11 protein-coding genes and 1 other RNA gene are annotated in these 12125 nt (G+C 66.8%); 7 read left to right on the top strand and 5 right to left on the bottom strand.

Features of this window, described 5'->3' with window-relative positions; genetic code table 11:
• Positions 1–89 precede the first annotated feature (89 nt).
• From GD429_RS14110 to trxA, 5 genes are all read right to left on the bottom strand, one after another.
• On the bottom strand, positions 90–923 hold the full coding sequence (locus GD429_RS14110; RefSeq protein WP_152857475.1) for a zinc-dependent peptidase: 834 nt from the start codon (positions 921–923) through the stop codon (positions 90–92).
• Positions 924–961: 38 nt separating this feature from the next.
• Positions 962–2518, bottom strand: a complete 1557-nt coding sequence (locus GD429_RS14105) for an MFS transporter (protein WP_152857474.1) — start codon at positions 2516–2518, stop codon at positions 962–964.
• The gene (locus GD429_RS14100; protein ID WP_152857473.1) at positions 2515–3015 is read right to left on the bottom strand and encodes a MerR family transcriptional regulator; all 501 of its coding nucleotides are present in this window, start codon (positions 3013–3015) and stop codon (positions 2515–2517) included. The genes GD429_RS14105 and GD429_RS14100 overlap by 4 nt, the downstream gene beginning before the upstream one ends.
• Before the next feature lie 130 nt (positions 3016–3145).
• Positions 3146–4408, bottom strand: coding sequence for a transcription termination factor Rho (rho, locus tag GD429_RS14095; protein WP_006478662.1), 1263 nt, complete (start codon positions 4406–4408; stop codon positions 3146–3148).
• A gap of 194 nt (positions 4409–4602) precedes the next feature.
• On the bottom strand, positions 4603–4929 hold the full coding sequence (trxA, locus tag GD429_RS14090) for a thioredoxin TrxA (RefSeq protein WP_006402348.1): 327 nt from the start codon (positions 4927–4929) through the stop codon (positions 4603–4605).
• Between the two features lie 390 nt (positions 4930–5319).
• On the opposite strand from trxA, the gene ffs reads away from it, so the two are divergent.
• From ffs to GD429_RS14055, 7 genes are all read left to right on the top strand, one after another.
• Positions 5320–5418, top strand: an RNA gene (ffs, locus tag GD429_RS14085) — signal recognition particle sRNA small type.
• A 127-nt stretch (positions 5419–5545) separates the two neighbouring features.
• The gene (locus GD429_RS14080) at positions 5546–7906 is read left to right on the top strand and encodes a DNA polymerase III subunit gamma/tau (protein ID WP_152857472.1); all 2361 of its coding nucleotides are present in this window, start codon (positions 5546–5548) and stop codon (positions 7904–7906) included.
• Positions 7907–8004: 98 nt separating this feature from the next.
• Entirely contained in the window at positions 8005–8331 is a 327-nt protein-coding gene (locus tag GD429_RS14075; RefSeq protein ID WP_006482124.1) for a YbaB/EbfC family nucleoid-associated protein, read from the top strand.
• A 31-nt stretch (positions 8332–8362) separates the two neighbouring features.
• Positions 8363–8959, top strand: coding sequence for a recombination mediator RecR (recR, locus tag GD429_RS14070; RefSeq protein WP_034181272.1), 597 nt, complete (start codon positions 8363–8365; stop codon positions 8957–8959).
• Positions 8960–9007: 48 nt separating this feature from the next.
• Positions 9008–10213: a CaiB/BaiF CoA transferase family protein gene (locus tag GD429_RS14065; RefSeq protein WP_152857471.1), complete on the top strand. Its 1206-nt coding sequence runs from the start codon at positions 9008–9010 to the stop codon at positions 10211–10213.
• A gap of 221 nt (positions 10214–10434) precedes the next feature.
• A complete protein-coding gene (gene surE / locus GD429_RS14060; protein WP_152857470.1) occupies positions 10435–11196 on the top strand; it encodes a 5'/3'-nucleotidase SurE in 762 nt (253 codons plus the stop codon).
• Positions 11193–12125, top strand: coding sequence for a protein-L-isoaspartate(D-aspartate) O-methyltransferase (locus tag GD429_RS14055; protein ID WP_152857469.1), 933 nt, complete (start codon positions 11193–11195; stop codon positions 12123–12125). Before surE ends, GD429_RS14055 begins: the two co-directional genes overlap by 4 nt.

Raw genomic sequence — 12125 nt, 5'->3', positions numbered from 1 at the left:
CCAGACGACGCCAAGCCCGGCGCGAGCCACTTGCCTAAGGTCGAAAAACGGCGATTATGCCAGAAAATCAGATGGTTGACGAATAATTTTCACGGTGCGTCGAGCGCGCCGGTGCCGGCCGGATCCTGCCGGTAGTAGCGGGCGAGCAGCCGGTACAGCTCCGGAAATTCTGACTCGAACGCTTTCGGCCGCACGAACAGCGCCTCGCTGCACACCGCGAAGAATTCCGACGGGTGGTCGGCCGCATAGGGATCGATCAGCGATTCCCGCTCGAAGCGCGCCCACGCACGGTCCGGCACCGCGTCGACGCGTGCGCAGAACTGGTCGTACGCATGTTCGAACACGTCGGCCCACGCCTGCGCATCGAGGTGCGGCGCGTGCCAGCGGCGAAAAAGGGGCGGATAGCCGTCGGCCGCGCCGTTGACCATGTCGATCTTGTGCGCGAACTCGTGGATCACGACGTTGTACGCGTCATGGCCGTCCGTCATCTGCGCGTCTTCCCACGACAGGATCACGGGGCCGCCTTCCCATGCCTCGCCGCTCGCATCCTGCTCGACTTCGTGGACGACGCCGTCCTCGTCCTGCACGGTCTTGCGGATCACGAATTCGCCCGGATACACGACGACGCCGACCCAGCCGTCATACAGCGACAGGTCGAGATTCAGCACCGGCAGGCAGGCTTGCGCGGCGATCGCGACGATCATCGCATCGGTCAGTTCGAGCCCGTGCGCGGTCGAAAACGATTTCTTCGCGATGAACAGGCTCGTCAGCTCGCGCAACCGGCCGAGCGCGTCGGGCGACAGCGTCGCGAGGAACGGCAGGCGCTCGACGGTGTCCTGCCACAGCGCGTCGGGGATCGGGTGGCTGCGCAGCGCGCGGTCGCGGCGGCGGTCGTCGAACCAGCGGGTCAGTTTCGATAGCATGGAGGCTGCGGACGGAAATCCAAAGCCTGTCTTTTAACTCAATCGATCTCTTTTTGCCATGCCGCGAAGAGGCCGCCGACGAGCGCGACGCCCGCCAGGAAGTAAAAACCGTCGAGCGACGCGAGGAACGACGCCTGTTGCGCGACCATGCGGGCGATGGCGGCGATCGCGAGGCCGTGCGCTTCGTTCAGCGCGTGCCCGGCGGCCGCATAGCTGCGTGTCAGGGCGTCGACGGTTTGCTGGAACATCGGGTCGAACACGTTCGCGCGCTCGACGAGCCGCGTCTGGTGCACGGCCACGCGATGCTGCTCGACGATGATCACCGACGACGTCGCGAACGAGATCGTCAGTTGCCGCACGATGTTCTTAAGCCGGTAGCCGTGCGTGTATTCGTCGATCGCGAAGATCCGGAACGTCAGGTTGGCCACCGGCAGCACGATGAAGAGCAGCAGCAGCCCGCGCAGCAGCAGCGGGGCGATCAGCGCGGCTTCGCCGACCTGCGGCGTCATCCGCGTCATCCACAGCGCGGCCGTGACGGCGATCGCGAACCCCGGCACGACGAACCATTTCTTGTGCGTGACGAATTTCGCGTAGCGCAGGTACGCGAACAGCGCGGTGGCCGAAATCAGCGACATCGTGCCCACCAGGCGCCCGGCGTTCTCGACCGGATAGCCGAGCCCGCCTTCGAGAAACCGCGATGTCAGGTAACTGAAACCCGTCGTCTCGTAGTAATAGAACATGTAGAGCAGCAGCCCGACCTGGTACGTCCGCTCGCGGAACGCGTGCAGCCGCACGAGCGGCGTCGGGTGATGCCACTGGTGATACGCGAACCACGCGAGTGCGCCGATCCCCGCGATCGTCAGCAGGATCAGCATCGGCGAGCCGCTGTAGAGCTGGTAATGCACCTGCTGCAGCACGATCTGCAGCGCCCCTTGCGCGAGTGCGAACACGACGTACGGCCAGAAGTGTCCGGAGCCGCGTTCGTCGTCGGGTGTCCGGCCCGAATCGGGCAGCGTGAGCAGCGCAAGGATCGCGAACGCGATGCCGGCGGGCGCCGTGCACGCGAACAGCGCGCGCCATGTCGAATGCGCGACGAGCAGCCCGCCGACGATCGGCGCGAGCGCACTGCCGAGCAGGATCATGATCAGGAACGCGCGCGTCGCGGGAGGCCGTTCCTGCGGCTTGAAGCTGATCTGGATCAGGATCCGGCACGCGCCCATCATCGGGCCGATGAAATAGCCCTGGAAACCGCGCGCGAACGCGAGTTCCAGCGACGTGTCGGCAAGCGCGGCCGCGATCGCGCCGAACGAGAACATCAGCATGCAGCCCGCGACGTAGCGGCGATGCCCGAGCCGGTCGACCCACCATTGCTGCTGCAGGATGCCGAGCACGGCCGTGACCGCGTACGCGCTCGACGACCACACGAGTTCGTCGGGCGATGCGTTGATGCCGCCCGCGATGTAGCTCGCGAAGAACGAGAAGACCGCGTTGTCGAAGTAGTCGATGCCGGTGACGAGCGCGAGCGCCCACGGGAGCAGGTCCGCGCGCAGGTTCGCGCGGCTCCACAGCGGCGAGCGGCCGGGCACCGCGTTCATTCTCGATCCTTACGAGTGCGCCGCGCGTCGGCTTCGGCCTGCCGCTGCGCGATCAGCGCATCGGGGTTTTCGCCGGCGAGGCGCCGCTCGACGTAGTCGATGTCGTGCTGCAGTTCCTTGCGCAGCGCGACGGCTTCCTTCAGTTCGCGCTGGACGGCCGCGATCCGCCGGTCGAGCGTGCCGATCTGCTCGGCGAGGCCGGTGCGGATGTCGCGCAGCGACGCATCCGAATAGCGGCGCCGGCCGTCGCCCGTTTCTTCCAGCGGGCGCTTCAGCATTTCGGTGATGCCATGCAGCGAGAAGCCGAGCGCGCGCAACCGCAGGATGCGCGCGAAGCGTTCGAGATCGGCTTCGTCGTAGAGGCGGTAGCGGCCTTCGCTGCGCGACGGCGTGACGAGCCCGCGCTCTTCGTAATACTTCAGCGTGCGCGGCGTGACGCCGAGCCGCGATGCGGCGTCGCTCACGGTCAGCAGCGGGGTGGAGGCGTCGTTCGGCATCGGGAGGGGGATTCGGTCGGGGGGCGATGCCGCGATTATAGATCAACCTGTACGTTCACGTTCATGTTGGGGCCGAAAAACGGCCGCCGGGCAGGATGCGCGGGCGGCCGTTCGTTGCGGCGCGGGGCGATCAGCCGCCGCGGCGCATCAGGTCGAAGAACTCGGAGTTGCTCTTCGTCTGGCGGATCTTGTCGAGCAGGAATTCCATTGCCTCGACTTCATCCATGTCGTGGATGAATTTGCGCAGCACCCAGATCTTCTGGAGGATCTCGGGCTTGATCAGCATTTCCTCGCGACGCGTGCCCGACTTGTTCAGGTTGATCGACGGATACACGCGCTTTTCCGCGAGGCGGCGCTCGAGGTGCACTTCCATGTTGCCGGTGCCCTTGAACTCTTCGTAGATCACGTCGTCCATGCGGCTGCCGGTTTCGATCAGCGCGGTGCCGATGATCGTCAGCGAGCCGCCTTCCTCGATGTTGCGCGCAGCACCGAAGAAACGCTTCGGACGTTGCAGCGCGTTCGCGTCGACACCGCCCGTCAGCACCTTGCCCGATGCCGGGATCACGGTGTTGTATGCACGTGCGAGGCGCGTGATCGAGTCGAGCAGGATCACGACGTCGTGCTTCATTTCGACGAGGCGCTTGGCCTTCTCGATCACCATTTCGGCGACCTGGACGTGGCGCGTGGCCGGTTCGTCGAACGTCGATGCGATCACTTCGCCGGCGACCGAGCGCTGCATTTCGGTCACTTCTTCAGGGCGCTCGTCGATCAGCAGCACGAACAGGATCACGTCCGGGTGGTTCTGCTTGATCGCGTGTGCGATGTGCTGGAGCATCACGGTCTTGCCCGACTTCGGCGACGCGACGAGCAGGCCGCGCTGGCCCTTGCCGATCGGCGCGATCATGTCGATGATGCGGCCCGTGACGTTTTCCTCGCCGCGCATTTCGCGCTCGAGCGACAGCGGCTTGTTCGGGTGCAGCGGCGTGAGGTTCTCGAACATGATCTTGTGTTTCGAGGCCTCGGGCGGCTGCCCGTTGACTTTGTCGACCTTCACCAGCGCGAAGTAGCGCTCGCCGTCCTTCGGCGTGCGGACTTCACCTTCGATGGTGTCGCCGGTGTGCAGGTTGAAGCGGCGGATCTGCGACGGGCTGATATAGATGTCGTCGGTGCTCGCGAGGTACGACATTTCCGGCGAGCGCAGGAAGCCGAAGCCGTCCGGCAGCACTTCGAGCGTACCGTCGCCGAAGATCGTCTCTCCCGTCTTGGCGCGCTTTTTAAGAATGGCGAACATCAACTCCTGCTTGCGCAGGCGGTTCGCGTTTTCGATCTCGAGGCCATTGGCCATTTCGATCAGTTCGGACACGTGCAGAGACTTGAGCTCGGATAAATGCATACGGAGAACCCGCCAGGGAGGAGAAGCGACGAAAGAAATAAGGGAGGAGGGCGAGCGGAAGCGCTCAGAGACTTAAATGCGTCTTGTAGACGTTTTTTAATTCTAGCATAGGCCGATTCGCGCTTGAGCGGCCGATCGGCGGCTTGACGACGGACGTGTTGCCGGTTGACAACACGTCCGCGGAACTGCCGGTATTACAGGTGGCTGTCCAGGAATGCGGTGAGCTGCGACTTCGACAGCGCGCCGACCTTCTGCGCGGCGGCCGCGCCGTTCTTGAACAGGATCAGCGTCGGGATGCCGCGCACGCCGAATTTCGCGGGCGTTGCCTGGTTGTCGTCGACGTTGATCTTCGCGATCTGCAGCTTGTCGCCGTAGTCCTTCGCGACTTCGTCGAGGATCGGGGCGATCATTTTGCACGGGCCGCACCATTCGGCCCAGAAATCGACGAGCACGGGCTTGTCGGACTTGACGACGTCCTGTTCGAACGATGCGTCGCTGATGTGTTTGATCTGTTCGCTCATTGGGTCAATACCTCTTACGGTTCGGGGACTGCCTGCTTGCGCGTTGCGGCGTACCGGCCGCCGTAGGCTGCCGGCCGCTGCGGCAGGTCACTCCGCTCTCCGGGAAGGAGGGGCGTAAGCGCTGCATGCCGCGGCTCGCGGGTCGTTCGGGCGTCATATTAGCCTAAATTGCTATCTGCTGCGGGCGGCGATAGTAGCCGCTACGCGAGTAGGGGTACGACGCGACGTTCGACCGTTGTGCCCCGCAGGTGGAGGTCGGCTCGCAAATTACAAGGGGGCGGCATATATGTAGCGATTCGGGGCGCTGGACACGTGCCGACCGGCATGGTTGTTCGCATTGGTGCGAACAAACGGTCGCATTCATCCGGAAGCGGTGATAGAATATGCCGTGACGGGCCTCCTCGCATGGTGGGGCGGTGAACCTGGTCAGGTCGGGAACGAAGCAGCCACAATCGTTTTCCGCCAGTGCCGAGGGTCGGGCTCGTCACCTTCCTTCTCGCCCCGTTCGCAGGGCGTTTTTTATTTCCGCGTCACACTCCGTTTTACTTGCACTTTGCTCGTCTTCCGCACCGTTTCGCGTGTCGGCGCGACGCAGCGTTGCTGATACAATTTCCCGATGACCTATCAAGTTCTCGCACGCAAGTGGCGTCCGAAGGATTTCGCTTCGCTCGTCGGCCAGGAGCACGTCGTCAGGGCGCTTACGCACGCGCTCGACGGCGGGCGTCTCCATCACGCCTATCTGTTTACCGGAACCCGCGGTGTCGGCAAGACGACGCTGTCGCGGATCTTCGCGAAGGCACTCAACTGTGAAACCGGCGTCACGTCGCAGCCGTGCGGCGTGTGCCGCGCCTGTCGCGAGATCGACGAGGGGCGTTTCGTCGATTACGTCGAGATGGACGCCGCGAGCAATCGCGGCGTCGACGAGATGGCCGCGCTGCTCGAGCGCGCGGTGTACGCGCCCGTCGATGCGCGCTTCAAGGTCTACATGATCGACGAAGTGCACATGCTGACGAACCACGCGTTCAACGCGATGCTGAAGACGCTCGAAGAGCCGCCGCCGCACGTCAAGTTCATCCTCGCGACGACCGATCCGCAGAAAATTCCCGTCACCGTGCTGTCGCGCTGCCTGCAGTTCAACCTGAAGCAGATGCCGGCCGGGCACATCGTGTCGCATCTCGAACGGATCCTCGGCGAAGAGCAGATCACGTTCGAGCCGCAGGCGCTGCGCCTGCTCGCGCGTGCCGCGCAGGGCAGCATGCGCGACGCGCTGTCGCTCACCGACCAGGCGATCGCCTATTCGGCGAACGAGGTGACCGAGTCGGCCGTGTCGGGCATGCTCGGCGCGCTCGACCAGACTTACATGGTGCGCCTGCTCGACGCGCTCGCGGCCGGCGGCGGCCCGGAAATCCTCGAGATTGCCGACGAGATGTCGCTGCGCAGCCTGTCGTTCTCGACCGCGCTGCAGGATCTCGCGAGCCTGCTGCACCGGATTGCGTGGGCGCAGTTCGCGCCGGGCTCGGTGCTCGACGAATGGCCGGAAGCGTCCGACCTGCGCCGCTTCGCGGAGACGCTGAGCCCCGAGCAGGTTCAGCTGTTCTATCAGATCGCGACGGTCGGCCGCGCGGAGCTCGGCCTTGCGCCGGACGAGTACGCCGGTTTCACGATGACGCTGCTGCGGATGCTCGCGTTCGAGCCGGCCGTTGCCGCCGGCAGTGCGCCGGGCGGCCAGCCGTCCGTGCCGCGTGCCGTGCCGGGCCCGCGCGCTGCCGCGGCATCGGTTGCTGCGGCGAAGCCGGTATCGCCTGCCCCCGCCGACACGATGCGTCCGCAGGCCGCCGCGCCGGCTGCTCCCGTTGCGCCGGTCGCGCGTTCAGCGCCGGCAAGGGCCGGCGACGAAGCGGGCCGGCCGGCCATGAAGCCGGCTGCTGCCGAGGCACCCGCGCCGGCTCCGGGTGATGCACAAGTTATCGAGGCGCCGCAGCCGGAAGCGAATGCGGCGCCGGCCGGCGATATGCCGCCACCGGCCCGCAAGGAACCCGAGCCGCCTGCCGCTGCTGCCACTGCTGCCGTTACGCAGCGAAACGACGAACCGGCCGCTGCGCCAGCCGAACCGGTGCCGCGCGCTGCGCCGCCTGAACCCGCCGCGCGTCCGGCATCGCGTGCAGGCGGCGCTGCCGCTGCGCTCGACGTGCTGCGCAACGCGGGGATGCGCGTGTCGTCCGACCGTGCGCGGGCAGGCGCTGCCGCGAAACCGGCGGTCGAGCCGGCCGCCGAGAAGCCGGCCGCGCCGCGTCCCGCCGTGCAGGTGCCGACGCCGCGCGCTGCCGCCCGTGCGCCGCAAGCAGCCGATTCGCGCCAGGCTTCGCCGCCGTGGGAGGACATCCCGCCGGACGACTACGTGCCGCTCAGCGCCGACGAGATGTTCGGCGGGCCCGACGATGGCTTCGTCCCCGTGTTCGACAGCGGTCCCGATGACGTGCGTGTATCGCCGAAGCCGGCGGAAGCCCGTCCGGCCGCGCCGGTCGACACGCGACCGTTGCCGCCCGCGATCGCGCTCGATCCGGTCGGCTTCGACGGCGAATGGCCGGCACTGGCTGCGCGCCTGCCGCTCAAGGGCGTCGCATACCAGCTCGCGTTCAACAGCGAACTGACGGCCGTCGATGCGACGACATTGAAGCTTTCCGTGCCGGTGCCGCAGTATGCGGACGCCGTGCAGGTTGCGAAGCTGAAGGCCGCGCTGGCCGATGCGCTCGGCAAGCCAGTCGAAGTAGCGGTCGAAGTCGGGCCCGCACGGCGCACGGCGGCAGCGCTCGATGCGGCCGCGCGCGCGGCACGCCAGCGCGAGGCCGAGCAGGAGATTCACGGCGACCCGTTCGTCCAGCAGCTCGTGCGCGACTTCGGTGCGCGCATCGTCGAGGGCTCGGTGCGTCCGCTCGCCGATTCGGCGCCGGACGGTCCGCCGCCGACGCTGCATTGAACTGACCGCACCGCGACAGGCACAATCACGCCCGCACAAATTGGCCGGCACACTTCGCGTGCCGGTTTTCACACGATCAAGAAAGAAGGAGTATTCCCATGTTGAAAGGCAACCTCGCCGGACTGATGAAGCAAGCGCAGCAAATGCAGGAAAACATGAAGAAGATGCAGGAGCAGCTTGCGCTGATCGAAGTCGAAGGGCAGTCGGGGGCGGGCCTCGTCAAGGTGACGATGACGTGCCGTAACGAAGTGCGTCGCGTGTCGATCGACCCGAGCCTGCTCGCGGACGACAAGGACATGCTCGAGGATCTCGTCGCGGCCGCGTTCAACGACGCCGTGCGCAAGGCCGAAGCGACGTCGCAGGAAAAGATGAGCGGCATGACGTCGGGCCTGCCGCTGCCCCCGGGCTTCAAGCTGCCGTTCTGAGCGCGGTGTCCTTGCCACTGTTTGCCGCCGTATGAAACAGCCGTCCGCCCTGTCCGCTCTCGTCGAAGCACTGCGCGTGCTGCCCGGCGTCGGGCCGAAATCCGCGCAGCGCATGGCGGTCCACCTGATGCAGCACGACCGCGAGGGCGCGGAGCGGCTCGGCCGGTCGCTGCTGTTTGCGACCGAGCACCTGCAGCACTGCGAGAAATGCAACACGTTCACCGAAGCGCAGATCTGCGAGGTCTGCAGCGACGAAGAGCGTGATCCGACGCTGCTGTGCGTCGTCGAGACGCCTGCCGACCAGATCATGCTCGAGCAGACGATGACTTACCGCGGGCTTTATTTCGTGCTGATGGGGCGACTGAGCCCGCTCGACGGGATCGGTCCGAAGGAAATCCATTTCGACCGCCTCGTGCGGCGCGCGTCCGACGGAATCGTCAAGGAAGTCGTGCTTGCGACCAACTTCACGAACGAGGGCGAAGCCACCGCGCACTACCTCGGCCAGACGCTGAAGGCGCGCGGCCTCGCGGTCACGCGCCTCGCGCGCGGCGTGCCGGTGGGCGGCGAGCTCGAATACGTCGACGCGGGCACCATCGCCCGCGCGATGCTCGACCGCCGCACGATGTAAGCCGGGCGTCGCCTGCGGGCGGCGCCGTTCCTCATGCCAGGGAGACACATGAGCACCAGCCAGGGCCCGCTCGCGGGCGTCAAAGTGCTCGAATTCGGAACGCTGATCGCGGGGCCGTTCGCGTCGCGGCTGTTCGCCGAATTCGGCGCGGAAGTGATCAAGATCGAGGATCCGAACGGCGGCGACCCGCTGCGCAAGTGGCGCAAGCTCCATCCGGAGCAGGGCGGCACGTCGCTTTGGTGGTCCGTTCAGGCGCGCAACAAGAAGTCGGTCACGCTCAACCTGAAATCCGATGCCGGCAAGGCGATCGCGCGGCAGCTCGCGCGCGAGGCCGACATCGTGATCGAGAACTTCCGTCCGGGCCTGCTCGAAAAGCTTGGGCTCGGTTACGACGTGCTGTCGGCCGACAACCCGGGCCTTGTGATGGTGCGCCTGTCCGGCTACGGGCAGACGGGCCCGTACCGCGACCGGCCCGGCTTCGGCGCGATCGCCGAATCGATGGGCGGGCTGCGCCACATCACCGGCTATCCCGACCTGCCGCCGCCGCGCATCGGCATCTCGATCGGCGATTCGATCGCCGCGCTGCACGGCGTGATCGGCGCGCTGATGGCGCTCCATCACCGCAAGGTCAACGGCGGTGCGGGGCAGGTGGTCGACGTTGCGCTGTACGAAGCCGTATTCAACATGATGGAAAGCGTGGTGCCCGAATACGGCGTGTACGGGATGGTGCGCGAGCGCACCGGCGCGTCGCTGCCGGGTATCGTCCCGTCGAATACGTATGCGTGCCGCGACGGCAGCATCGTGATCGGCGGCAACAGCGACCCGATCTTCAAGCGGCTGATGAAGGCGATCGAGCGTGACGACCTTGCCGACGATCCCGCGCTCGCGCGCAACGACGGGCGCGTGCCGCGCACGCAGGAAATCGACGACGCGATTGCCGAGTGGCTCGCGCCGCGCACGATCGACGATGCGCTCGTCGTGCTCAACGCGGCCGACGTGCCGGCCGGGCGCATCTACAGCGCCGCCGACATGTTCACCGATCCGCAGTTCGTCGCGCGGCAGATGATCCAGCGCTTCAAGCTCGCCGACGGCACCGACATTCCGCTGCCGAACATCACGCCGAAGCTGTCGGACACACCGGGCGAAACGCGCTGGCTCGGGCCCGAGCTCGGCGAGCATACGGACGAGGTGCTGCGCGGCCTCGGCTACGACGCGCAGGCGATTGCCGCGCTGCGCGACGCGGGCGCGATCTGAGCGCTGCCGGGCCTGTCGCTTCGCGCAGGCATTCCCGAGGGGGCATCCCCCAAGAGGACGTCCTTCGGGGCGGAAAACCAGGGGCGGCCCGGCGTTTTCTTGAGAGCGCGGAACGCCGCCGCTCAATGCGGCGGCGCACCGCGCGCGCTTGCGCGCACCCTGCCGTCCGCGGCCGCCGGACTGTCGCTCTCGCGCCATCTTTCCTCGGTTACAATCGCCGGATGCGAATCCTACTCAGCAACGACGACGGCTATCTCGCCCCCGGTCTCGCCGCGCTCAGCGAAGCGCTGCGGCCGCTGGCCGAACTCACTGTGATCGCGCCCGAGCAGAACTGCAGCGGCGCATCGAATTCCCTCACGTTGTGGCGACCGCTGTCGGTGCAGCGCGCGACGGGTACGGGTTTCTTCTACGTGAACGGCACGCCGACCGATTCGGTGCACGTCGCGTTGACGGGGATGGCCGACGCGAAGCCGGACATCGTCGTGTCGGGGATCAACAACGGCCAGAACATGGGCGAAGACACGCTTTATTCGGGGACAGTTGCAGCGGCCACCGAAGGCATCATGTTCGGTATTCCGGCCATCGCATTCTCGCTGGCCGACAAGGGCTGGGCCCATCTGGCGGACGCTGCGCGCGTCGCCGCGGAAATCGTCGAGCACTATCTCGCGCATCCGCTGCCGGGCCAGCCGCTGCTGAACGTCAACATTCCGAACCTGCCTTACGACGAACTGAAGGGCTGGAAGGTCACGCGCCTCGGCAAGCGTCATCCGTCGCAGCCGGTGATTCGCCAGACCGACCCGCGCGGCGAGCCGGTGTACTGGATCGGTGCGGCGGGCGCGGCGCTGGACGCGAGCGAGGGCACCGATTTCCACGCCGTCGCAAACGGTTTCGTGTCGATCACGCCGCTGCAGCTCGACCTTACGCATACGCAGATGCTGCCCGCGACGCGCGAATGGGCGCGCGCCAGAGGACGGGCTTCATGAGCGGCGAGCGCGCGAAGCGGTTCCCGCTCGCGCTCGAAGATCTCAAGCGAGCGCCACGCAAGTCGGAAGGTCGGGCCGGTGAACGCCATGCGGCGGTCGCGGCGCCGAAGGCCGTCGACAAGCCTGTTGCCGTGCTGAAACCGGTTGCGGTGAAGCCGGCTGCCGGGCGCGCGCCGCTGTCCGGTTCCGCCGTCGCGAAGCCTGCGACCGCGCCGAAGCCGACCGCGCTGAAGCCGGCGCTGCCGAAGCCGGCCGCGCCGAGTGTCGCGCCGGCCGGCGCGTTCGCGCTCACGTCGGAACGCGTGCGCGAGCGGATGGTCGAACGGCTGCGCGCGAACGGCGTGACCGACGTGCGCGTGCTGGAAGCGATGGCCGCGGTGCCGCGCCACATGTTCGTGGATCCTGGGCTTGCGACGCAGGCCTATGAGGATTCGGCGTTGCCGATCGGCCATCAGCAAACAATTTCAAAGCCGTCGGTCGTCGCGCGCATGATCGAGCTCGCGATGGCCGGCCGCACGCTCGAGCGCGTCCTCGAGATCGGCACGGGCTGCGGCTACCAGGCCGCCGTGCTGAGCCACGTGGCACGCGACGTGTATTCGATTGAACGCATCAAGCCGCTCTACGAGCGCGCGAAGCTGAACCTGCGCCCGCTGCGCGTGCCGAACATCCGGCTGCACTACGGCGACGGGCGTGTCGGCCTGCCGTCCGCGGCTCCGTTCGACGCGATCGTGATCGCGGCGGCGGGGCTCGACGTGCCGCAGGCGCTGCTCGAGCAACTCGCGATCGGTGGGCGGCTCGTCGCGCCGGTCGGCGCGCAGAGCGGGCAGCACCAGGTGCTCACGCTCGTCGAGCGCATCGCGCACGCGCAATGGCGAGAGTCCCGGCTTGATCGCGTTTTCTTTGTCCCTTTAAAATCCGGAGTGATTTGA

The sequence above is a fragment of the Burkholderia sp. BE17 genome, assembly GCF_009362305.1.
GTDB classification, from domain to species: domain Bacteria; phylum Pseudomonadota; class Gammaproteobacteria; order Burkholderiales; family Burkholderiaceae; genus Burkholderia; species Burkholderia pyrrocinia_C.
This window is presented reverse-complemented; position numbering and strand designations above follow the sequence as displayed.